Source organism: Psychrobacter sp. AOP5-GZ1-6, from assembly GCF_052376345.1.
Lineage (GTDB): Bacteria > Pseudomonadota > Gammaproteobacteria > Pseudomonadales > Moraxellaceae > Psychrobacter.
Window position 1 is genome coordinate 1 of record NZ_JBQSVP010000026.1, and the last position, 24,754, is coordinate 24,754.

Below are 24,754 nucleotides of genomic sequence, written 5' to 3' on the forward strand. Positions count from 1 at the left end.
ACCACTAAGAAAGATGAATAATGAGCATCCTATCCATTAGAACACTTCTATTAATCCTTATTCTTATCGGTATATTTATTGTATTTAAAGCGATAAAATTATTTAAGAATGCATTCAATGGCGACGTATTATTAGCGCTGCCCTACCACGATAGCGTTGGCAATTTCACTGTTTCAAAATCAGGCATTTATGCCATTTGGCACAAAGGCTCTCTTTTCAAAAAAACGCCGCTGACTCAGTTTAGACCACGTATCATCCATACCGCTACTAATAAAGAAGTTAAGCTTAGCCACTCAATACTATCTCCACGCTCAAATAATTTTGACACTGGTAGAATGGAGCTGTTCACCTTTCGCGCGGAAGTTGGTCATTACGAATTAAAGCTGGTACCAGGGTCAAGCACCTCAAGACTGCAAACAGCTGTAGGTAATGCTATACCTTTAGCAGATATTGATTTAAGCCGCTATTTTGTCGAGGTTAAAGAAAGCCAATCACAGATACTAACGATACTGGCTATCCCCCTCCTATTGCTTGGTATCTTAGGTATTTTAGGTGGCTTGATCGTTGGATTTCTGGACGAGAATTTTTTTGTATAAACCACAAAGCCTTATATATAATAAATACGGTTTCACGCTCACTCAGCCTACTATTCGTAATACTTGCACTCACCTTTATCATTTCTTAATAATCAACCTTTTGCTATAGTGCTTTCAATTCAAAACAAATATTCGGTCATGACCAGTATGTACAACTTCACCTCCCTCTCTTTACTTCTCGTTAACCCTAAAAACACATGATTTTGATAATCATAGGCGACAACCGTTGTCATTTTCCATCTAAATTTAACCCATAAATACAATGACTTAACGCTAATTTTGTTAAAATAGTCCTTCATTAATGCATTGGTAAATAGCACTTATGGCAACCATCAATTATGAACGTCTACAAGGCAAACTCAACATCTTAGCGGACGCTGCTAAGTACGATGTCTCTTGCTCCTCTTCCGCTGGTACGCGTAAAAATCAAGGCGGCGGTCTCGGTGATGCCTCAGCGACAGGTATCTGCCATAGCTATACCGAAGATGGTCGCTGTGTCAGTTTACTTAAAATCCTACTAACCAATCATTGTATTTATGATTGTGCTTACTGTACCTCACGTAAAAGCAACGACACGCCACGCGCTGCCTTTAGTGTTGAGGAAGTCGTTGACTTAACCATGCAGTTTTATCGCCGTAACTATATCGAGGGGCTATTTCTAAGCTCAGGTATCTTCAAAAACGGTGACTATACAATGGAGCGATTGGTCGAGGTTGCCAAACTACTGCGTACCCGTGAACGCTTTAATGGTTATATTCACTTAAAGACGATTCCAGGTGCATCAAAAGAGCTGCTGATAGAAGCGGGGCTTTATGCGGATCGCTTGAGTGTCAATATCGAGATTCCAACCAAATCCGGCCTAGCGTTGCTCGCGCCAGAAAAATCACATGAGCAATTAAAAGCGCCGATGGAGACGGTAAAAGAAGAGATCATCACCATCCGTGAGAGCCGTAAAACTCATAAGAAAGTGCCCAAGTTCACGCCAGCCGGTCAGACCAGCCAAATGATTGTGGGTGCTAGCAATGAGACCGACTTGCAAGTGATTCAGCTATCGAGCCATTTCTATAAGCAGTATGATCTCAAGCGTGTTTATTACTCAGGCTATGTGCCGATGCTATCCGATAATCGTCTGCCAGCGATTGGCACACCTGTACCGATGGTGCGAGAAAATCGCCTCTATCAGGCAGATTGGTTAATGCGGTTTTATGGGTTTGGGGCGCACGAAATCGTCGAGCCAGACTCGCCATTTTTAGATTTGGACTGTGACCCAAAACTGGCTTGGGCGATTCGTCATCGCGAGTATTTCCCTGTCAATATTCAAACCGCAACGTACGAGATGATTGTGCGTATACCTGGTATCGGTACCAGAACAGCTAAAAAGATAGTCAAAGCGCGTAAGTTTAACCAGCTGACACTATATCATCTCAAAAAAATGGGCGCAGCCGTCAATCGTGCCAAATATTTCATCGCAACCACAGGCAAAAACGAGCATTTAGCGCATTTAACCCGCGATAATTTTCGGCAGTATGTACTGGCACAGACGCAAACCAAATACAAATATCAACGTATTGGACAGTTGGCACTGTTTTAAAGATCAACGTATTGGACAGTTGGCACTGTTTTAAGGGTAAACGCATATTTAGGTAAATTTCGAAGAATTTAGGATGATATATGTCACTACTCGCTCAAACCGATACTTATGCCGCTGGCAACTTGACCTCAAACATAATCTTATATGAGCCAAGCTTTGAGGGTTGGCTGAGCGCGGTATTTCATGTTTATGAGCACAAGCTACAACATGACTCAACATTACAGCTCGTAGCGCAAGATAGTTATGTACCGTCATTAATTGCTCAAGCAACCAGCGTTACGACTGATGAAGACAAAGCCGAGCGCGTCCTCACAAAACTGAATAAACTATTAGGGCGCTCAGGTATGCGCAATATGCTGTGGGGATTTTTATCAGAAAAAGACCATATCGGTACGACTCTATTTCAAGTCACCAAATATGCCATTGACTACCCTAACCGCTCTATCATGCAAGATTTGGGTAATTTAGACGTACTGGAGTTAGTACAAACGGTAAAGTCCGTGGGTCGTGAAAAGCACCGTATGGAAGCATTTGTACGTTTTGAGCATACCACTGATGATATATATTTTGCACGAGTAGAGCCTGATTTTAATGTATTGCCATTGATAGGTGAGCACTTTCGTCAGCGCTATCAGGACCAACATTGGGCGATTTATGATATCAGTCGCGGATTTGGCATTTATTATGATAAGAGTCAAAGCACATCATCGCACCCTGCCGCCCTGCAAACCATTACTGACCTTGATGATGCAGTACTGCGTAATCCTGCCAGCATTCATAGCGAGAACGAACAGCGCTATCAGAAATTTTGGCAAGGCTACTTTACCAACGTCAACATTAAAGAGCGCAAAAACCCCCGTTTGCACAAGCAGTCATTACCACAGCGTTATTGGAAATACTTAAGCGAAAAACAAGTGCTGCCCAACGCTGAGCATCTACAAAAACGTCGCTAATTGTATTGAGCATGCAATACGTGATAGACAATTTAGATTTATCTCTCTTTAAAAAATGAGCGGTTAAAACGTATCTTTTTATCTTGGTGGTTGAGTTTTTAGTGCTTTTAACTGACAATAGCCACTTGATATTACTAACTTGTGATCGATGCTATTATGAAAGTTATGCGCTTACTATCGTCTTTAAAGCATGATGAATCCGAGCGCGGTATTTTTCACCTTGGGCGTTCATTGGTCAAAAATGGTCATACCTCGATCATTATTTCAAGCGCTGATGAAGACAATGATCTGGTCAAACGGCTCAAGCGTGATGGTAATAACTATCACCAGCTACAAATGACTAAAAAGTCTTGGCTGTCATTATTGCAAGTCGCTTCACTGCGCCATCTGATTGAAAAGTATGAGCCTGACATCATTCATACACACTCACGCACGCCTGCATGGATACTCCACTTAGCACTGCGCCGTGTACGTGTAAAACGCTTGCCAAAACTGGTCTCGACCATGTATGGCTTTTACCCTATTAATAAGTACTCACAAGCATTACTCAATGTGGACACACTTATTACGGTATCTGATAGTGTGACTAACTATCTAAAAAATAGACTGCGCCGTGAAGACTTCGCGCCAAAAGTCATTAAGCGTATCTACCGTGGTATCGACACTCGCCGCTATCCCTATCGGCACAACCCTTCTGTCTATTGGCTACGCCACACCTTTGCAGAGTATCCTGAGCTTGAGCATAAAAAATGGCTGGTATTCCCAACCATCATTGGCAATCAGTATGGTCAAGAGTGGCTGATTGATATATTGGGTAATTTGCAAGAGCAATTTCCTAATATCCACGTCATTATTATGGACGATGACTACAAAGATGGTGATGTGGCACATGAAGACTTTCGCCAACGCACCAATACGCTAGGCTTGGCTGAACGTATTACCTATGTAGGTTGCAAGCGCAACGATATGAGGGAGTGGCTTTCAGCGGCCAATATCGTGATGGCACTGGCTAATGAGCCTGAATCTATTGGCATCAATGCACTACAAGCCATTCATTTAGGTACACCGGTTATTGGTTGGGATCAAGCCGCCTTTAGCGAAATTTTACAACCCCTTTATCCGCAAGGACTGGTCAAAAAATACAACGCCAACGCACTCTGTAAGGCGGTTAGAAACCAACTAGAAAGCGTCACTCGTCCTGAGATGACAAACCAATTTACCATGCGTGAAATGATTGTCAAAACCCTCGCTGTCTATCAAGATTTATATGATACGGCACTTGCCGAAGAGCAATCTGAAATAGACGCTGCTGCCGTAAAAAGAATTAAAAAACATTTAAAACCAACTACTGCTATAACAGTAGACAAAACAGAAACAGAAAATAATGATGCGCGAGCCTGTACAGAGGTTACACAAAAAAAGCTTTCTAAGACACCCAATCTCTCAAAAGAGGCAGATACTTAGAAAGCTTATTATAAAAATATTGCGGTGTTGACCATTCACAAATCAGCACTCTTGATCGCTCATATTGCTCTAGCTATAACAATGATATGCGCTTTTAGAACGGTATTGATAACACAGTATAGGACAGGTGTAGCAGGTCTTATACCTGCATTTGAATCAATAAGTCGCTGGCGTATGTGCGCTAATAATACGCGTAATGGAGTTACTAGGGTTGATAAAGGTATGCGGATGACAGGTTTTAATCACATAGCTGTCACCCTCGTTTAACAGATACGTGGTGTCGTCAATACGGATAATAATTTTACCTTCGATAACCGTACCAATTTCCTCACCTTCATGAGAAATCCTATCTTCGGTCGAGCTATTTGGCTGATAAACCTCGATCAAAAATCCTAAATTTTTGATCGGACTGCCATTAAATACTTGTTTAATGGAGACTCGACTGTTTGGTTCACTAATCTCAACTAGCTCTTTTGGCGTAACGACTACTCTGTCTTTACGCTCCTTCCACTCATCACTGAAAAAAGTATTTAGATCAGAATCGAGCACTTCTAAGATCGCTTTTAGCGTATTGACAGCAGGGCTAACCTTATTACGCTCGATAGCACTGATGGAAGTATTGGTCAATCCTGCTAATCTCGCCAATTTACGCTGCGAGAAACCTTTGGTAAGACGCAATTGGTTGATCTTTTTACCAATATCTTCTTCAGGCTTTTCTAGTTCTTGAGTATCTTCAAGCATATCCTGCTCTTCAGTAGAACACGCTTCTTCATCGTTGATGTCATCATTGATACTGGTATTAGTATCGACGTTGTTATCAGGATTGTTTTTGACTGGCATAGTGAATAAATTCCGTAAACAAAAATTTGGAAAAACCATCTTTGGCATAATTTAGCTCAGGATGCCATTGTACACCAATCATAAACGGATGTTTTATTAAGCTAATGGCCTCTACCAATCCATCACGTGCTACTGCCTCAACGAACAAACCATCGCCTACTTTATTAATGGCTTGTTTATGCAACGAATTGACATGCCACTCCTCACCAAATGCTGCAAGCTTTCCTTCAGGCTGTATAAGGACATCGTGCACTGGCTGATACTGTACTTCTAACGGTTGCGTACTGTCTTCTAAATGCTGCTCATAAAACCCTTCTACTTCACGCCAATCAGGATGCAATGTACCATTGAAATATACATTCATCTCTTGCAAACCTCGACATATTGCCAATAAAGGTGTGCCAGATTTAGCTGAATAAGCCAGTAACTTAAAACTCAGCTCATCACGGTTTAGATCCTGCTTTTCTTCTATATGTGTCGCCCCATAACGTGTCGGTGCAACATTACTATAGCTACCTGTCAATAAAATACCATCCACTAGCGACATTAGTGCCTCAAAATTTGCCTCATCAGCAGCGGTATACGGGAGTAATATCGGATTACCACCATAGTGCTGTATGGCATCGATATATTTTTGATATACCGCTTGTGCTGGTTGACCGTCAACCATCTTGTGACAAGATACAATCGCGATAACTGGCTTAAAAGTAGACATATTCTTTCCCTAAATATGACATCCGAACCTATCTGTCCAAATGTTGTAAATAATTATTCAACCAAAACTTATCACAGTAACCTATCTTGTGTAAACTATAAACTTCAATATTAATATAGTTTGTGTATTTGAGTCATATAAATTACTTTTTAATAATTTAAAATAAATATTGACAACTATAAACTTCATCCATATATTGAAAGACATATTTATGACAAAAAACAATTTTCATACATTGTGCACACTAACAGATAGCTTTCTGAGACTCTACAAGCACTTAACACTAAGTATTTAATATTGTTAGTTAAATCATAAAACAAACCAAAATCGTTCAAGACTGCTAGGGATAGAAGAGATGACAACGACCAGTGAAACTGTGAGTGCAACAGCAGATAGTACCAAGTATGTTTATGTTGCAGCAGGTGATATAAACGGATTACTTCGCGGTAAACGCATCCCGTACAATCAAATGGAAAAAGCACAAAATGGTGATATCCGATTGCCACTATCTATTTTAGGTGTCGATATCTGGGGTGCTGATGTCATCGAATCTTCTCAGTGTAATGGTGATATCGATGCCATTGCTCGCCCTACTGGTCGTGCTGCTGTTCCACTTCTAAATACCAGTGCACCCTCATCTCTAATACCTGTGTGGCTTTATACCGAAGACAATGAACCTTATTACGGCGATGCTCGCCACGTTCTAAACTTTATTAGCAAAAAGTTCAAAGCGCTTGGTTTGACACCTGTCATGGCAACCGAGCTAGAGTTTTATTTGGTGGATTACACAGAAGGCGAGACACCTAAGCCGCCTATCCGTCCTAAGAGCGGCCTGAGACTGAACAAAACTTCTATCTTAAGCATCAATGATTTGTTACATTTTGATGAGTTTTTAGACGAAGTCTATGCTCAGTGTGAAAAACTCGATATTCCTGTTGATGCGGCATTGGCAGAGAATGGCTGTGGCCAGTTTGAGATCAACCTATTGCATGTCGACGATCCATTAAAAGCCGCTGACGATGCGATACTATTCAAACAAGTGGTCAAAGCGGTCGCTGCTCGTCGTAAGCTTACGGCTACCTTTATGGCAAAACCTTTTGGTTTACAGTCAGGTAACGGCTTTCACGTACATTGCAGCTTGTTAGATAAAGATGGCCATAATATCTTTGACGATGGTTCAGATGAAGGCTCGGATATGCTACGTCATGCCGTCGCTGGCCTGTTAAAGACCATGTCGGATTGCACCTTGTTATTTGCACCACATGTCAACTCTTATCGCCGTTTTGCTCCAGGCACCTTGGCACCAAACAATGTGTCATGGGGTTATGAAAACCGCACAGCAGCCGTACGTATCCCTGGTGGCGATCCAAAAGCGCGCCGTATCGAGCACCGTGTATCAGGCGCTGATGCCAATCCTTATTTGGTCTGTAGTGCAGTCCTAGCAGGCATGTTATATGGTATTGAAAACAAACTAGAAGCCCCAGAGCCAATCAATAGAATTACTTATAGCGAGGAAGATCTCAAAACCTTGCCGTTAGATTGGTTATCAGCTATTCGTCAGTTCGAAAACAGCGACGTCATTGATGCACTGTTCCCAAGCGAGATGATTGAACTGCTGATTGCCGTGAAAAAGCAAGAAGCCATGCGCTTTGCTCAGCAAGTCACCAACCTTGAATACCTCACCTATTTACAGGATGTCTAATATGTCAAATAGCAAGCCGTCTAACAACACGCGCAATATTCCACACTACTCAGACAACGGGCAATATCCTGATAGCTATTATGCTGCCAGTCGCAATCCTAAACCAGATAGACCGACGCTAGAAAATGACATTCATGTTGAGGTTTGCGTGGTGGGTGGTGGCTATAGTGGCTTATCAACGGCGCTGCATCTTATGGAAACAGATCACGAAGTGGTCGTACTTGAAGGTGCACAGATTGGTTGGGGTGCATCAGGTCGCAATGGCGGTCAGATTGTCAATGGCCTCAATGCCAGCTTGGAAAAAATCAAAAGCTCTTATGGCCAACAAAACGCCGATTTTGTCGGTCAGCTTGTGACACGCGGTGGCAAAATCATTCGCAGACTGATCAAAGACTACGACATCAGCTGTGATCTGAAAGAAAAAAATATCTTTGCCGCCTTAAATAACGGGCAATTAAAAGATTTACAAAAAACGCATGCACTGTGGGAAAGCCATGGTATGCACGACCGTGAAATGCTAGACAAGTACGGCATGCAAGAACACATCAAATCAGATGCGTATGTGGGCGGGGTTATCGATCACTCAGGTGGACATTTTCATCCGCTAAACCTTGCGCTTGGTGAAGCGGCTGCCATTGAATCACGTGGTGGCACTATTTACGAAAACACCTTAGTCGTTGATGTTGAATATGCTGATGATCATATCAAAGTCATTACTGAGTTTGGTACGGTCACTTGTAAACAAGCCGTCATGTGCGGTAATGCGTACTTAAACAAAGTCATTCCTCAGCTGACTGACCGAGTCATGCCAGTATCGACTCAAATTATCGCCACCGAACCCTTGGGTGATTTGGCTGATCAATTGCTTCCTACTGATGTTTGTGTCGAAGATGTCCGCTATATCCTTGATTACTATCGTCTGTCAGCAGACAAGCGTATGTTATTTGGTGGTGGTACGGTATATGGTGGTCAAGACCCCTCTGACATCACCGCAAAAATCAGACCCAACATGAATAAGATTTTTCCAGAGCTGCGTGATGTAAAAATTGACTATGCATGGAGCGGTAACTTTGCATTGTCTTTTTCACGTGTGCCGCAGATGGGCAAGCTACATGATCGAGTATATTTCGCTCATGGGTACAGTGGTCACGGTGTGACAGGGTCGCATCTGTTTGGACAGATACTGGCTGATGCCATCAATGGCAATACCAAGGAGTTTGATACATTTACGAAAATTCCTTGGATTCCCTTCCCTGGTGGTCGCGCACTACGAGTGCCCTACTCTATGATGGGATCATGGTGGTACGCACTAAAGGACAAAACTGGCTTATAAGTAACCTAATGGCTTCAATTTTCTGCTTGATACCAAGCAAAACTTTGAAGCCATTAATGCAACAGATTGTTATTACTAACTCGATAGGAAGCCCATTCGTACTTCCTATCGATCATCACCTTAAAACAGGATCTTTTCTATATAAGCTATAATGTCACACAAGGAACGTCACCATGAACATGAAACTGAATGATGCTGTTGAAGAACAGTATCATAACAAGCGAGTCTTTCTCACGGTCGTAGTGGGAATAGCTATCTATCTTGCCTTTGTCTGGTTATCATCCACCCACGATCCATCGGAATCTTGGGGCATTCTCTCTTTACTACCCACTATGCTGGTACTCATCGTTGCTATCATTTCCAGACGTCCCTTTGAGTCTATGATTGCAGGCTGCGTTGCTGGGCTTGTCATGCTAAACCCATTCGATTTAGTCTCCCCTTTCGCAGATAATATCTCAGCCGTACTCGGTAACGAAACCATTATTTGGATCGTGCTCGTTTGTGGTCTCATGGGTGGTCTGATCCAGCTGCTAGAAATTAGTGGTTGTTTGAACGGTTTTAGCGAATGGCTCAAAAAAATCATCAAATCACGCCGCCAGTCTCTATTGGCTACTTTTGCATTAGGTGTTGTGGTCTTCATTGATGATTATCTAAACTGTTTGGCAGTGTCTACCTCAGTGAAAAAACTGACGGATACCTATGGTGTATCACGCGAAAAACTCGCTTATATTGTCGACTCTACCGCTGCACCTATGTGTGTGATCGTCCCTATCTCTACATGGGCGGTTTACTTTTCAGGATTGCTCGAAGAGAACGGTGTAGCCGCAGATGGTGGCGGTATCGGACTTTATATCAGCTCTATACCTTATATGGCGTATGCATGGTTTGCACTACTTATCGTATTTTTAGTGGCTTACGGTATCCTAGGCGACTGGGGGCCAATGAAACGTGCAGAAAAACGTGCTAAAGAAGGCAACCCTGTTCCAGAAGATTTCGTCGATGAGCAGTTGGTTTCAAATGTTAAAGCCAAACGCACGTTATCGTTCAAAGCCAATATTTTTAACTTTGCGTTCCCAATGATTTTACTTATCGTCTCAACGATTTACTTTGAAGTGGATTTATTGAGAGGCGCACTGCTTACCTGTTTTGTGACCGTTGCGGTTTATTGGGCACAGGGTATTTTGAGTTTTGAGACCCAAGTAGAGTCAATCTTTACAGGCTTCAAGGTCATGTTGTACCCGCTATCGACAGTCATTGGTGGTTTCTTTTTGAAAGCCATTAACGACGAGCTTGGCATGACGATGTATGTCATTGACGCTATCTCACCGCACATGACTGTCATTATCTTCCCTGCTGTTATTTTCGCTGTGATGGCTTTCTTAACCTTTGCGACCGCATCAAGCTGGGGCCTATATGTCCTTGCCATGCCGATTGTATTCCCAGTAGCAGCTGCACTAGGGGTTAGCACGCCATTGGTCATCGGTGCTTTATTATCAGCATCATCATTTGGTAGCCATGCTTGTTTCTTTAGTGATTCATCATTATTAGCCGCACAAGGTGCTGGTTGTTCACCGATGCAACATGCCTTCACGCAGTTCCCTTATGCGTTGCTTGGTGCTGTGCTGTCGGTTGCTGCCTTCTTAGGACTTGGTTTTATGATGGCTTAAAGAGCTGTCAAAGACCCTGTATGCAAACGTCATATAATTTATCGTACGACAATTAGCAACAAGATAGGAGTAGCAATAAGACGGCTTAAATATACGATTATTTAAGCCGTTGCTATTTAGACCGTTGATATTTAGATCACCAATACTTGAACCGTTACTATGATAAATTTTTGATTGTTACCTCTAGCGACATCAACTTTCATTAACATAAACCTCATCAATATATAAATTATAATCAAGGAGCTACACCATGAGATCAGTTACTGTCGCCAGCACTCAAATCGCTTGCACTTGGGACAAACAAGAAAACATCGATAAAGCCAGCGCATTGGTCACTGAAGCTGCGAAAGCTGGTGCCAATGTTATCTTGCTACAAGAGTTATTTGAGACCCCTTATTTTTGCCAAGTACATGATTTTGAATACTTCAACTTGGCTACCGAAGTCGAGCACAACACAGCCATCAACCACTTCAAAGAATTGGCAAAGTCGCTTGACGTGGTACTGCCTATCAGTTTTTATGAAAAGTCAGGCAATGCGTTGTTTAATAGCGTGACTATTATTGATGCCGATGGCGAAATCCTAGGCACTTACCGTAAAACTCATATCCCAGATGGCATCCCTTACGCCGAAAAATTCTACTTCACGCCTGGTGACACTGGGTTTAAAGTTTGGAACACCAAATACGGCAAAATCGGCGTTGGTATTTGCTGGGATCAATGGTTTCCTGAATGCGCTCGCAGCATGGCACTTATGGGTGCAGAGTTACTGCTGTATCCAACGGCTATCGGTGATGAACCAACCCTAAACATCAACTCAACGGGACATTGGCAACGCTGTATGCAAGGGCACTCTGCGGCTAACCTCGTACCTGTTATCGCCTCTAACCGTATTGGTGAAGAAACCATCAGCCAAAATGCTACTGACAGCACCATGCAGTTTTATGGCAGCTCGTTTATCACTGATGGGCGCGGCGAAATTATACAAGAAGCCTCAACCGATAAAAGCGAGTTTATCATGGCTACGTTTGATCTCGATGTACTGGCAGAACAGCGTCGTCAATGGGGCGTGTTCCGTGACCGTCGTCCATCAATGTATGGCACATTATTGACCCACGGCTAGGCTACTCCCCATATTTTTATAAGCGCTTGAGCGCGATAAGGTGATTTTATGTCCACATTACTGACAGGTTCAACCCCTAAACAAGATGGCTTTTACATGCCAGCAGAATTTGCACCTATACAAAAAGTCTGGATGGTATGGCCGTATCGAGAAGACAATTGGCGACAGAAAGCCGTCCCTGCGCAAGCTGCCTATGCAAACGTTGCTGCCGCCATCAGGCAGTTCAGTGATGTTGGTGTTTTGGTCAATGTTGATGATTTTGATGCGTGCCGTGCGCAACTGCCTGATAATATCGATGTGATGACCATACCAAGCAATGATGCATGGGCGCGCGATACCGTGCCGACATTTTTGATCAATGATGCCGGCGACATACGTGCTTGCGACTGGACATTTAACGCATGGGGCGGCGATTATGATGGTTTATACACGCCTTGGGATGATGATGACAAGCTCGCTGAGAGACTGTGCGAACAGTTAAATATTGATCGCTATCGTACCGACGGCTTTGTACTAGAAGGCGGTGCCTTTCATGTCGATGGCGAAGGTACTGTATTGACCACTCGTATGTGCTTGCTCAGTCCTGGGCGCAATCCACACTTGAATGAAGCCCAAATTGAAGACATGCTGAAATCGCATCTAAATGCCGAAAAAGTACTGTGGGTCGATGATGGTATCGATCCCGATGAGACCACTGGTCACATTGATGATATTGCGTGTTTTGCCCGTCCTGGCGAAGTGGTGTGTCTATTTACAAATGATACTGAGCACCCATTCTATGAAGCCACTCAAAAAGCGTACAAACAGCTGTCAGAGATGACTGATGCCAAAGGTCGAAAACTAAAAGTACATAAACTGTGCTGTACCCAGCATTCTGTCACTTTACCTGCCAATGCTGACATCGTTCAGTCTGAAGATGCAAAGTCTCGTAATACGGACGATATTTGTATCGCTTCGTATGCGAACTTTCTCATTTGTAACGAAGGTGTCATCGTGCCGCAATATGATGACGTTAATGACCGTTTAGCGATTGAGCAGCTTGAAAAAATCTTTCCTCAGCATCAAGTAGTGGGAGTGCGAACAAAAGAGATTGTGTTTGGCGGCGGCAATATCCACTGTATTACTCAGCAGCAGCCAGCCACCAATACACAGTAACGAATATGTATTTTATACGTGGCTTTTAAGTACAAGCTGTTAAAGATAACCAAAATAAAATTAAGCAAAAGGATTTTTTATGAGCGATTATCAAGTAAATAACCCGGCCACAGGCGAACTCGAAGCCACCTACCCTACGGCAACGGAACAAGATATCCAACAAGTGATTGAGCAAGCGGACACAGCCTATCAGAGCTGGCGTCATGTTCCACTCAATGAACGCAGTGCGCTACTTCATAAGGTCGCTGATATCTATCTTGATCGTCAAGAAGATCTAGCACGTATCGTCGCCAATGAGATGGGGAAACCAGTCGCTCAAGCAAAAGGTGAGATTGGTCTAGTCGCGGATATCTATCGCTACTACGCAGATAACGCTGAGCAGCTATTAGCCCCTAATACCATCGACGTTGATACAGGAACAGCTTCTGTAGAAAAACGCCCTGTAGGCGCACTATTAGGCATCATGCCTTGGAACTATCCACACTATCAAGTAGCACGCTTCGTCGCCCCAAACGTTATGGCAGGCAACACCATTATCCTAAAGCATGCCCCGCAATGCCCTCAGACAGCTGAAATTATCGTCGACATCCTAAAAGACGCAGGTCTGCCTGACGGCGTGTATAACAATGTTTTTGCAACCAACGAGCAATCAGCGACCATCATCAATGACACCCGCGTACAAGGTGTGTCATTAACAGGCTCTGAACGTGCAGGTCAAGCAGTTGCCAAAGAAGCTGGCGGCGCACTCAAAAAAGTCGTGTTAGAGCTTGGTGGTTCGGATGCCTTTATTGTGACCGCTGATGCAGATATCGAAAAAGCGGTACAAAGAGCAATCTCAGGTCGTTTTGGTAATGTTGGACAAGCCTGTAATGCGGCTAAACGCTTGATTATCGTCGATGACGTGTACGATCAATTCGTGCAAGCATTCACCGATAACGTACGTGCCATGACACTGGCAGACCCATTAGACGAGCAAACGTTTATAGGACCAATGTCTTCAAAAGCGGCAGCCGATGGCCTACAACAACAGCTGGATAGCGCCATTCAAGCAGGTGCCACTGTGCTAGTAGAAGGTGGCATAGTCACAGACAAACCAGGTGCTTGGTTTGCACCAGCCGTACTGACGGATGTGACCGAGTCAATGGATGTCTATCGTCAAGAACTGTTTGGCCCTGTCGCCGTCATCTATAAAGCTCGTGATATCGACCATGCCATCCAAATCGCTAACGATGTACCATTTGGTCTTGGGGCTTCTATCCAAACGCAAAACCCAGAGCTGGCCGCAGACATCGCTGAAAAACTAGAAGTAGGCATGGTAACCATCAATGCCCCATCCGGTAGTGAAGCCAATACGCCATTCGGTGGTGTTAAACGCTCAGGGTTCGGTCGCGAGCTGGGCACACTAGGTATCACTGAGTTTTTAAACTATAAACTGATTCGTAATAAGTCTTAAGAAAGACAAGCATTTAAAAGACAAGCACTTAACTGGATAAACTAAAAAAGCCTAACGCTTAATGTTAGGCTTTTTTATGATCAGTGGAATAGTTAAATAATACCATTCACAAAAATTAGAGTAGCAAGGAAAAAGAGTGCAAGTACTACACATTGTAGGCTAAGCGATTTTGACACAGCGAATCCTATTCTTGTGAATGGTATAAGCTTAGTTTTTTGGTGGGTTGTCTTTTAACCATAGCTGATTCACGATTTTTAATTCGCGCAATTCTTCTGCCATGATAGCCTCACTTTTTCCGGGGTATTTAACAGTTGCATAGCCATATAGCGCCACACCTAATACCGTCCAACCTAAGAAAATCCACCATTCAATAGGCGTTAGTGCAGATGGCATACCTGGCATGTATAGCACCAAAAGACCAAAACTGAGTGCAATCGTAACCATACCCACTAATTTACCGGCAGGTATTTTGAACGGACGTACCATGTTAGGCTCACGGTAGCGTAGTACTAGGAATGAGATAGCGACACACGTATAAGCAATGACGATACCAAAACCACCTGCATCAACAATCCAAACCAACATTTTGCGACCAAATAATGGCGCCAGTGTGGCCAAACCACCAATCAATAAAATCGCATTAACAGGCGTATTGTATTTAGGATGTAATTTACCCAAGAACGCAGGCAGCATATGTGCTTTTGACATAGCAAATATTAGACGACTACCACCAATCAAGAACGCATTCCAGCTTGACAAAATACCCAAGACACCGCCAATAACTAAAAGAATACCAGCCCACTTACCATGCCACGCATTGGTCATTGCATCAGCAGTTGACAAGGTAGAGCTCTCTGCTTGTATCAGTGGCAATGTGGTTCCAACACTCCACGCGACTGCGATATACCAAAGCACAGCAATGGTAATTGAAACAATCAAAAACTTGCCAATATTAGGACGTGTTAAATCAATCTCTTCAGCGGCTTGTGGAATCACATCAAAACCGACAAACATAAAAGGTACCATAACGATAACGGCCATCACACCCGCAGCACCACCGATAAACGCTGGAGCTTGTACTACAGTCGCTGTCGCAGGGTTATATAATGCCGCGCCAATGAATAGTAATATGCCAACAAACAAAATCCCTAAAACTGCTGTTTTTTGGAACCATGCACTCACTTCCATACCACGGACATTAAGCCAAGTCACAATAATTGAGCCGAGCATTCCGACACCGACCCAAGTGGCATAAACATCCCAACCTGCAATCGTCCAGAGATACCCCTGATTATAATTGGGAATAAAGTACTCTACCACCGTTGGTAAAGCCACTGCCTCGAATGCCACGACTGAGAAATAGCCGAATAAAATACTCCATGAGCAAATAAAAGAAACCGTAATACCCAGTGCACGATGAGTATACGTATGCTCACCACCAGTGATAGGCATTGATGAAGCCAGTTCAGCATAAGTAATACCAATCAGTATCACTGCCAAACCGCCTAGTAAAAACGCTAACATTGCCCCCCATGTCCCAGCTGATAAAATCCAGCCACCTGCCAATACAACCCAGCCCCAACCGACCATGGCGCCAAATGCTAAGGCAATGATATCAAACATTCCCAACGATTTTTTTAGTCCAGACATAACCTATTCCTTCTCTATGTGTCACCCAGATTCATCATTTAAGACTAATCTGGCTTTAGTGTGTTCGAGCATTGCTCGTTGTCCTAGTTTTCCGTACTTACCCACCCATAGGACAAACCTAAAAATGGGGTTAAATCACTTTATAGAATTGCTGTGTTAGCATTACTCCTTAAGAAGGATATAGATAACCATGAAAATAGTAGATAAAAAACGATAAGCAAAAAAATAACAGCGTCTTGTCGTGCAAGGCGCTGTTATTAATTAAGAACTCAGAGTGGATACTCTAAGGGCAGCCTTGCCATTGCTTTTAAATCAATACCTTTATTAAGACATTCCTGCCCAAATTAAGCAGTTAATATGCCGCCAATGATATCAAGGCCTTCTTGTAGCACTTCATCTTCAACTGTCAATGGCACCATCACACGGATAGCATTGCCATACATACCACAAGACGCCAGCAAGAGACCTTGCTCAAAAGCTTTTTGTTTAAGATTGGCAGTAGCAGCAGCATCTGGCTTGCCTTCACTATCAACCAAATCAAATGCTAGCATGGCACCTTTATAACGAACATTACCAATGCTGCTTAGATTTAAGCCTTTTAAAAATTTAGCAATGGTATCGCCAATCACAATACTACGCTCAAGCAAGTTCTCTTCTTCGATAACTTCTATCACAGCCAATGCTGCCGCCAACGCAATCGGGCTACCAGAGTACGTACCACCCAAACCACCTACTTGCGGTGCATCCATAATATCGGCACGGCCAATAACTGCTGATACAGGGTAACCGCCAGCCAAGCTCTTAGCCGTGGTCATTAAGTCTGGCTCAACACCTAACTGCTCACCTGCAAACAAAGTACCCGTTCTGGCAAAACCACATTGGACTTCATCAAAAATCAATACAATACCGTGCTCATCACAAATCTCACGTAATGCTTTGGCAAATGATGGCGTGACTTGATGGAAACCACCCTCACCCTGTATTGGCTCAACAATAATCGCTGCTACTTCACTTGGGTCAATATCAGCCTGAAAAATCATGTCGATGCTATGTAGCGCTTGTGCTTCCGTGATGTTCAACTCTTCGGCAGGGAACAATGCGTGGAATACTGGACCAGGCATTGGACCAAAGTTCTTTTTGTACGGTAATACTTTACCTGTCAAGCTCATGCACATGAGCGTGCGACCGTGCCAGCCACCAACAAAAGAAATCACACCAGGACGACCCGTTTTGGCACGAGCGATTTTGATCGTGTTCTCGACCGCTTCAGCACCAGTGGTCAAAAACAATGCTTTGGTTGGACCGCTAATAGGTGCTTTTTCACATAGCTTTTCTGCAAGGTCGACGTAGCTTTCATAGCTAACAATTTGTGCAGCAGTGTGGGTGAATTTGTCAACTTGCTCATGCACACGTTGAGTGATTTTTGGATGGCTATGACCAGTATTTAGTACCGAGATACCACCGATAAAATCAATATAACGATTGCCTTCAACGTCCCAAACCTCTGAGTTTTTTGCTTTTTCTGCAAAGATAGGAAACGCGATGCCAAGGCCAGTCGGCAGGACGGCTTTGCGGCGGGCAAGTAATGCTTCGTTCGTGGTTTGAGTGTTCGTGGTCATCAGAATGTCCTTTTTTCATGTGGTGTTGGTTGTATGAAATTCATTACTATCAATATCATTGCAATCGGTACTAGCACCATCACAATGGCTACTATTAAAACGGGTATTGTATTTTAGCTATCGCTATATAGTCGATTCCATTTAAAAAGTAGTACAAGACAACCAAGTGTCAATGTATATCCAATACTTCAAACGAGACGCTGTAATACTTTTATGATGGAGTGACTATTATGGTGGAATGACTATAGTAAAATAGCTACATTAGCTAACGTCAGAACACCAATACTTGGTTACTACATAATCTTCTATGCCGTATTTTGAGCCTTCGCGACCGAAGCCCGATTGCTTCACACCACCAAACGGTGCTACTTCTGTAGATATCAGACCCGTGTTATGGCCGATGATGCCATACTCCAAGCCCTCGGTTACACGCCATGAGCGAGCATAATCACTACTGTAGAAATAAGCCGCTAAGCCATAGATGGTGTCATTGGCTTTACGAATGACTTCTGCCTCATCTTTAAAGGTAAAAATGGTGGCGATAGGGCCAAAAATTTCCTCAGAAGCAATATCCATATCATTACTGATATCGGCAATAACGGTCGGGTTATATGCCAGCTCTGAAGCACCATTCGTGCTACCACCAGCGATAAGCGTTGCCCCTTTATCTAACGCATCTTTGAGTAGCGCTTGCACTTTATCTAACGCTTTTTTATTGATAAGAGGTCCAATATCGACGCCTTCTTCTAAACCGTTACCGACGTTTAGCGCCGCGACTTTTTTGACGAATACGTCTAAGAATTTATCTTTAATACTTTCCTGTACATAGACACGGTTGGCACAAACACAAGTCTGACCAGCATTGCGGTATTTAGAAGCAATAAGACCTGTCGCTGCTTTTTCGAGATCGGCATCATCAAAAACGATAAATGGCGCATTACCACCTAGCTCTAACGACAGCTTCTTAATAGTCGGTGCACACTGAGCCATCAACGTACGACCCACTTCTGTAGAGCCAGTAAACGACAGTTTATGAATACGAGCGTCACCCGTTAAGATTTCACCAATTACTGAAGATTTTCCAGTCACTACTTGGATAACACCCGCTGGAATACCTGCCTCTTCTGCTAATACACCTAGTGCCAATGCAGAAAATGGCGTTTCAGTGGCAGGCTTGATAATGATCGTACAGCCTGCTGCCAATGCAGGAGCGGCTTTACGAGTAATCATCGCTGATGGAAAATTCCAAGGCGTAATCGCAGCACACACACCAACTGGTTGCTTGAGAATGACATGGCGCAGTTGTGTTTGGTTAGCCGGAATGACGTCACCATAGACACGCTTGCCTTCTTCTGCAAACCAGCGAATAAAACTGTTGGCATAACCAATTTCGCCGCGTGACTCAGTTAAAGGTTTACCTTGCTCAGCCGTCATGATGATAGCGAGGTCTTCTTTGTTGGCATCAATGAGGTCTGCCCATTTTTGTAGCAGCTCTGCACGCTCTTTGGCAGTCTTGGCCGCCCAAGCAATTTGCGCGTCATGAGAGTAAGCGACAGCCTCATTTACATCCTCAGTAGTAAGGCTTGGCACTGTACCAACGAGCTCATCATTAAAAGGATTGTTTACATCAAGTGTCGCTTTGTCATTAGCGGCATACCAACCGTCTTTAATTAAGCACTGTTGTTTGAGCAAACTTGGATTAGATAGATTTAGTATGTTTTTTGGCACGGTAACACTCCTTGTTCGTAAGAGTCATGCTTATTTATTATGATAAACATAGCCATGATTCTTATGCTTACGAATAATAGTTGATAAATAACGCTATGTTCAATATACTGAACAACAATTCTATATATGAGACATCATTATAAGAACGATATAATATATTTTGCAACCCTTAATAATAATATTTTAATCATTTGCTGATATCTCTTTATTTTACTTAACTTTTATAGGCGCACTATGAGCACAACTGCCGTTCCAGCGTTGGACAAAACGTTTCAAATTTTAGATTTAATTACAGATAGCCCTCAGCCATTGACAGCGGCTCATATTGCCAAGCAACTTAAACTGCCTCGTAGCTCAACCCACAATATTTTACAAAGCCTATTGACCAAACATATCATTTATAAAGACGTTGATAGCCGCTTTCATTTAGGCTCGTATCTCATGTATTGGGCCGGCAAGTACGAACAACAGCAAGGGGTCATACAGTTATTCAAAGACCTTATCGTACAATACCCTGTACTGCTCCAGCATACGGTGACCTTGTCAAAGCTGGACTTGGGCGAAGTGGTGTTTTTGGCCTGTCATGAGTCCCCTGCTCCACTTGGCTTTACTTTTCGTGCAGGTGTGCGCGTGCCAGCCGTTTTTTCAGCCACAGGCAAAGCCATGCTATCGACCATGTCGATGAGTGCCATAAAATCGTTATATGAAGACACATTCCCTGAGCCATTGAACCAAAACTGTGTGTCTGATTTTGAGTCATTGGCCACTGAAATGAGCAAGATTCATCGTAGTCGCGTCTCATTGGATGATGGACAATTGCGTGATGGGATGTATTGCTTAGGAACTTATATTCGTAATGCATCGGGGATTGCCATCGCTGGTATGGCGGTGAGTTTTTTGCAAGGAGAGTATGAAAGCAAGCGCGTGGAAGTGAGTGCCGTTTTGATCGAATTGGCTGAGCAAATTGAGCAACGTTTGGGGTTTGTAGCGACCTAATGATATTACATACGCTAGCGCATCAGAAAGCGTTAAACCGATAACCTGCCCAGCCATATTTGAAATATTTAGGGTTGGGTGAGAAAGCGCCTGCAACCAACCCTCTTGTATTCTAAACCTACTGAGTTTTTAGCTATGTTAACACTACTCTGCAATAAGCCCCGATAAAAACGCTTGCAGATTATCATTGAGTTTTTGAATGTAATAACCGCCCTCGACTAAGACAATCAATGGTTTATTTAGCGCTTTCATCTTTTGTGCCAATACCTTAAAGCCTTCCGTACTGACAGCGCACCTCGCCTCTGGATCGTTTTCATAAACATCAAAGCCCAATACGTGAATAATAACATCAGGGTCAAACAGCGTCATCGCCTCGATAGACTTATCAACATACCCAAAAAAACCAACTTCGTCGGTGCCATGTGGCATCGGAAAATTGATATTGTAACCCTCGCCTACGCCTGCACCTTTTTCAAACGTATGTCCTGTCACTGCTGGATAGAAGTTAACAGGATCAGCGTGTACCGAGGTATATAGCACATCTTTACGGTCATAAAATATCTCTTGGATACCCTGTCCGTGGTGCATATCCGTATCGATAATGGCGATTTTTGCATATTTCTGGCGTAGATGTTCAGCGATGATAGCGGCATTATTTAGATAGCAAAACCCACCCGCTGCACTTTTGCGCGCATGATGACCAGGTGGCCGTGAAAAGCAAAGCTGTATATGGCTTTTGGCACGCTCGATGTCTGACGCCTCATCATTTAAAAGTGCTTCAGCCGCATTGAGTGCAGTCTGTGCCGACCAATAAATAGATGTCCAAGAGTGCTCACTGATGGGTGCGCAGTCGTCTGCCTGATACTTTGACGCTTTTGCCATGATGCCGATACCAGGGTTGTCATAGGGTACAAAAATACCTGTTTGCACCTGCGCGCCCAAGTCTTCCTCAACTGCCATCCATTCATCATAACCATTTTTGAGAAACTCAACATAACCAAAATCATGAACAGCCAGTACTGGCCCAATTCCGATGTCAGTAGCGGTTGTCACCTCTAAATCTAACGCTGCTGGTGCTTTTAAAAACTCAACCATACGCTCTGGTATTTCTAACGGATCATGCATCTTTCCGTAAGAAAAATAAGGTAGCGGTCTGTGCAGACTTAGGTTTTCATGACTATATATTTTCATACTTAACACTCCATTGCTTTCAATAAATTCTATCTTTAATTTTAGTCAGCATCCTTTTTGACACACTACCAAATATTATTAAAGTTATCTAGGGCGTGTCTGATACATTGATATATTGACTGATATCAGAGGCATAATTTAGCCCAAATTCAGTGCTATAGCATTCTTGTGTTTCGGCATAGGCGACCAAGCTTATTGACAGCAACACCAGGCTCAAACAGCTAAACCTGATAAAAATTGTTGAAAGCAATTTGGTCGAAGATAGAACAGCAATCAGCTTATTAGCAGCAGATATTGAAGGCATGGTTAGAACTTTAGCAAATAATTTTGATTACAGTAGACAAAATTTTATTAACATGCAATAAAAACTATAAATAATGCGTTAGTATTAATTTCTTTATACACTAAAATTTGTAGGTGTTATTGATGAAACTTCGCATTAATCTATATAAATTACTTTTAGTTTCGACACTAGTGAGCTGTACTTTGTTTGCTCAGTCAATATCAGCTTGTGTCAGGCCTCATGTGGCTGGCTATCATGATATTTCTTGCTTAAAAGATGGCCTAGCAAAAGTGCTTCGTAATGATAAATATGGATTCATTAACGCTAATAAAGAGATAGTGGTCGCTCCAACATATAGCTCAATCGGTTACTTCTCGGAGGGCAATGCTTGGGTTTCTTCATCAGACTATAAGTATGGATTTATTAATAAAATGGGCAAGTTAGTCATACCCTTAATATTTGACCAAGCAGGTGACTTTTCAGAAGGATTGGCAGTGGTTAAAGTCAATGATAAAACAGGATTTATTAGTAGGTCAGGAGATGTCGTCATATCTCTTCAATATGACAATGCTGGTGATTTTTCAGAAGGACTTGCTTGGATGAAGCAAGATGATAAGTACGGCTATATTGATCGAAGTGGCAAAGCAGTTATTGAACCGCAGTATGAGGATGCTTGGAGTTTTTCAGAAGGCTTAGCCGCTGTCAAGCAAAATAATAAAGTTGGCTTTATTGATCATACAGGCAACATGGTCATACCGCCTCAATATGATATAGCAGCATCATTTAAAAATGGTATGGCACATGTCATGGAGCAATGGCTATGGGGCTATATTGACCATAATGACAATGCCATCATTCCGATAGAATATGATTACCTCCGTGAGTTTTCAGAAGGATTATTAATGGTTACCAAGAACAATAAACAAGGGTTTCTTGATAAAGTTGGCACTATTGTAGTTCCGCTTATATATGATGAAGCAAACAATTTTTCAGAAGGCTTAGCCGCCGTTAAACAAAACGGTAAATGGGGATTTATCGATAAAGTTGGCAAAACAGTCATTCCTTTAGACTATGATGAGGTGCGAAGTTTTTCCGAAGATTTTGCTGCTATTAAACTAAATAACAAATGGGGGTTTGTCGATAAAATGGGTAAGATAGCTCTTGAATTTAAATACGATGATGCTACCTATTTTTATGGCGATCTAGCCTTTGTTCAGTATGAAGGAGAATGGGTTTATATCGATAAGCAAGGTCAGGTAATAGACTCACCATTATTAGATAGTTAAAGCTTTATTATCAAAAATTTTATTGATTACTCTAAAAGCATCAAACAATCCCATCAGCTTTGAGCTTGGCGATCATCTCACTGTCATAGCCCAAATCAGCAAGCGTGCTATCAGTATGCTCGCTCAACTTCGGTGGCGGCGTACGATAAGTAACTGGTGATGCAGATAGTTTAATTGGGCTCCCAAGTGCGCTTACTGGACTGCCTTGCTCAGTGAAATTAACGACCATCTCGCGTGCCAGTGCTTGCGGCATGGCCAATGCTTCAGCGACATTATGAATCGCTCCGCACGGGATACCTGCTTGATCTAAAACCTCCAACCAATAAGTACGTGGTTGCTCGGCAAACTTCTTGCTCAGCTCATCACACAACAGCATACGATTGGCAACACGGTTAGGATTGGTCGTAAAGCGATCATCGGTATGCCAATCGACTGCGAGCACGTCACACAATTTGGCAAACTGACTGTCATTACCACAGGCTAAGATAAAGTGCTGCTCACCCTGACCTGCGAATACTTGATAAGGCACGATATTAGGATGCTGATTGCCTAGCCTTGGTGGTACTTTACCTGAAGCTAAATGGTTCATACCAACGTTAGCTAGCATGGCAAGCGCACTATCTAAAAGTGCAACATCCACCTGTTGCCCTAGTCCCGTAGTCTCACGAGCAATCAAAGCTGCTTGAATACCAATCGTCAGCTGCAACCCTGCAAATAAATCGACCACGGCCACGCCAACTTTATGTGGTTCGCCATCGCTTGGACCTGTGATGCTCATCAGCCCTGACAACCCTTGAATAATATAGTCATAACCAGGGCGCGCAGCATCTGGCCCTGTTTGACCAAACCCTGTCAATGACGCATAAATCAGCCGCGGATTGTCTTGTTTTAGACTGTCGTAATCTAGACCGTATTTTTTGAGACCGCCCACTTTAAAATTCTCTACCAAGAGATCACTATCAGCGGCCAGTTTTTTGATGATATCTTGTCCTGCATCGGTCGTGATATCTACCGTCAGTGATTTTTTATTACGGTTAATGGTCGCGTAATAGGCGGATGTGTCGTCGCTAAACTTTGGCGGCGCCCAATGCCGCGTTTCATCGCCGATATGTGGACGCTCAACTTTGATGACTTCGGCACCAAGATCGGCCAATACTTGCGTACAAGAAGGCCCTGCCAGCACTCTCGACAAATCAAGCACCTTAATACCATGCAACGCGCCCTTTGGCATGTCATTATTGGCATTGCTATTGATGGTCATAGTCATCCCTCATTTTGTATGGTCAATCCTTTATAAGTTAGGTACGGTATCAGTCTCGCTTAGCGCCTACTATTAACCTACTACTTGTAATACTTTCACGCAGCGTTCTGGTATCCACGTTATATTGAATCGACTATCGCCTATTCTTTGA

19 protein-coding genes are annotated in these 24,754 nt (G+C 43.0%); 12 read left to right on the plus strand and 7 right to left on the minus strand.

The window, feature by feature from the left end; genetic code table 11:
* The first annotated feature begins 20 nt into the window (after positions 1-20).
* From ACT3RN_RS05485 to ACT3RN_RS05500, 4 genes are all read left to right on the plus strand, one after another.
* Entirely contained in the window at positions 21-596 is a 576-nt protein-coding gene (locus ACT3RN_RS05485) for a hypothetical protein (protein ID WP_192992116.1), read from the plus strand.
* A gap of 322 nt (positions 597-918) precedes the next feature.
* Positions 919-2,187 (plus strand): putative DNA modification/repair radical SAM protein, encoded by a 1,269-nt coding sequence (locus ACT3RN_RS05490; protein WP_192518917.1) that lies wholly within the window; start codon positions 919-921, stop codon positions 2,185-2,187.
* Between the two features lie 80 nt (positions 2,188-2,267).
* Positions 2,268-3,140: a TIGR03915 family putative DNA repair protein gene (locus ACT3RN_RS05495; protein ID WP_442062486.1), complete on the plus strand. Its 873-nt coding sequence runs from the start codon at positions 2,268-2,270 to the stop codon at positions 3,138-3,140.
* A gap of 156 nt (positions 3,141-3,296) precedes the next feature.
* Positions 3,297-4,604, plus strand: coding sequence for a glycosyltransferase (locus ACT3RN_RS05500; protein WP_192518919.1), 1,308 nt, complete (start codon positions 3,297-3,299; stop codon positions 4,602-4,604).
* 156 nt (positions 4,605-4,760) lie between these two features.
* Here ACT3RN_RS05500 and ACT3RN_RS05505 read toward each other — a convergent pair whose 3' ends face one another.
* Entirely contained in the window at positions 4,761-5,444 is a 684-nt protein-coding gene (locus ACT3RN_RS05505) for a cupin domain-containing protein (protein WP_225739121.1), read from the minus strand.
* Entirely contained in the window at positions 5,422-6,159 is a 738-nt protein-coding gene (locus ACT3RN_RS05510) for a gamma-glutamyl-gamma-aminobutyrate hydrolase family protein (protein WP_192518920.1), read from the minus strand. The genes ACT3RN_RS05505 and ACT3RN_RS05510 overlap by 23 nt, the downstream gene beginning before the upstream one ends.
* Positions 6,160-6,514: 355 nt before the next feature.
* Between ACT3RN_RS05510 and ACT3RN_RS05515 the strand changes: the two genes are divergently transcribed.
* The 6 genes from ACT3RN_RS05515 to ACT3RN_RS05540 all read left to right on the plus strand — a co-directional run bounded on the left by ACT3RN_RS05515 (position 6,515) and on the right by ACT3RN_RS05540 (position 14,589).
* The gene (locus tag ACT3RN_RS05515; RefSeq protein ID WP_192518921.1) at positions 6,515-7,861 is read left to right on the plus strand and encodes a glutamine synthetase family protein; all 1,347 of its coding nucleotides are present in this window, start codon (positions 6,515-6,517) and stop codon (positions 7,859-7,861) included.
* Between the two features lies 1 nt (position 7,862).
* Positions 7,863-9,194: an NAD(P)/FAD-dependent oxidoreductase gene (locus tag ACT3RN_RS05520; RefSeq protein WP_192518922.1), complete on the plus strand. Its 1,332-nt coding sequence runs from the start codon at positions 7,863-7,865 to the stop codon at positions 9,192-9,194.
* Between the two features lie 173 nt (positions 9,195-9,367).
* Entirely contained in the window at positions 9,368-10,861 is a 1,494-nt protein-coding gene (locus ACT3RN_RS05525) for a Na+/H+ antiporter NhaC family protein (protein ID WP_192518923.1), read from the plus strand.
* 250 nt (positions 10,862-11,111) lie between these two features.
* The gene (gene aguB / locus ACT3RN_RS05530) at positions 11,112-11,981 is read left to right on the plus strand and encodes an N-carbamoylputrescine amidase (RefSeq protein ID WP_192518924.1); all 870 of its coding nucleotides are present in this window, start codon (positions 11,112-11,114) and stop codon (positions 11,979-11,981) included.
* Positions 11,982-12,029: 48 nt separating this feature from the next.
* Complete coding sequence (gene aguA, locus ACT3RN_RS05535; protein WP_192518925.1) at positions 12,030-13,136, plus strand: agmatine deiminase; 1,107 nt, start codon at positions 12,030-12,032, stop codon at positions 13,134-13,136.
* Between the two features lie 79 nt (positions 13,137-13,215).
* The gene (locus ACT3RN_RS05540) at positions 13,216-14,589 is read left to right on the plus strand and encodes an NAD-dependent succinate-semialdehyde dehydrogenase (protein WP_192518926.1); all 1,374 of its coding nucleotides are present in this window, start codon (positions 13,216-13,218) and stop codon (positions 14,587-14,589) included.
* Positions 14,590-14,796: 207 nt separating this feature from the next.
* Here ACT3RN_RS05540 and ACT3RN_RS05545 read toward each other — a convergent pair whose 3' ends face one another.
* The 3 genes from ACT3RN_RS05545 to ACT3RN_RS05555 form a co-directional block, all read right to left on the minus strand.
* On the minus strand, positions 14,797-16,239 hold the full coding sequence (locus ACT3RN_RS05545) for an APC family permease (protein ID WP_192518927.1): 1,443 nt from the start codon (positions 16,237-16,239) through the stop codon (positions 14,797-14,799).
* Between the two features lie 344 nt (positions 16,240-16,583).
* Complete coding sequence (gabT, locus tag ACT3RN_RS05550; RefSeq protein ID WP_192518928.1) at positions 16,584-17,858, minus strand: 4-aminobutyrate--2-oxoglutarate transaminase; 1,275 nt, start codon at positions 17,856-17,858, stop codon at positions 16,584-16,586.
* 261 nt (positions 17,859-18,119) lie between these two features.
* A complete protein-coding gene (locus tag ACT3RN_RS05555) occupies positions 18,120-19,586 on the minus strand; it encodes an NAD-dependent succinate-semialdehyde dehydrogenase (RefSeq protein ID WP_192518929.1) in 1,467 nt (488 codons plus the stop codon).
* Between the two features lie 234 nt (positions 19,587-19,820).
* Here ACT3RN_RS05555 and ACT3RN_RS05560 point away from each other — a divergent pair, with 234 nt between their 5' ends.
* On the plus strand, positions 19,821-20,582 hold the full coding sequence (locus tag ACT3RN_RS05560; protein ID WP_192518930.1) for an IclR family transcriptional regulator: 762 nt from the start codon (positions 19,821-19,823) through the stop codon (positions 20,580-20,582).
* 144 nt (positions 20,583-20,726) lie between these two features.
* Here the strand turns inward: ACT3RN_RS05560 and ACT3RN_RS05565 are convergent, their stop codons facing one another.
* Positions 20,727-21,773, minus strand: a complete 1,047-nt coding sequence (locus ACT3RN_RS05565; RefSeq protein WP_192518931.1) for a histone deacetylase family protein — start codon at positions 21,771-21,773, stop codon at positions 20,727-20,729.
* A gap of 426 nt (positions 21,774-22,199) precedes the next feature.
* Between ACT3RN_RS05565 and ACT3RN_RS05570 the strand changes: the two genes are divergently transcribed.
* A complete protein-coding gene (locus ACT3RN_RS05570; RefSeq protein ID WP_225739124.1) occupies positions 22,200-23,342 on the plus strand; it encodes a WG repeat-containing protein in 1,143 nt (380 codons plus the stop codon).
* A 40-nt stretch (positions 23,343-23,382) separates the two neighbouring features.
* Here the strand turns inward: ACT3RN_RS05570 and ACT3RN_RS05575 are convergent, their stop codons facing one another.
* Positions 23,383-24,603: a CaiB/BaiF CoA transferase family protein gene (locus ACT3RN_RS05575; RefSeq protein WP_225739122.1), complete on the minus strand. Its 1,221-nt coding sequence runs from the start codon at positions 24,601-24,603 to the stop codon at positions 23,383-23,385.
* Between the last annotated feature and the right edge of the window lie 151 nt (positions 24,604-24,754).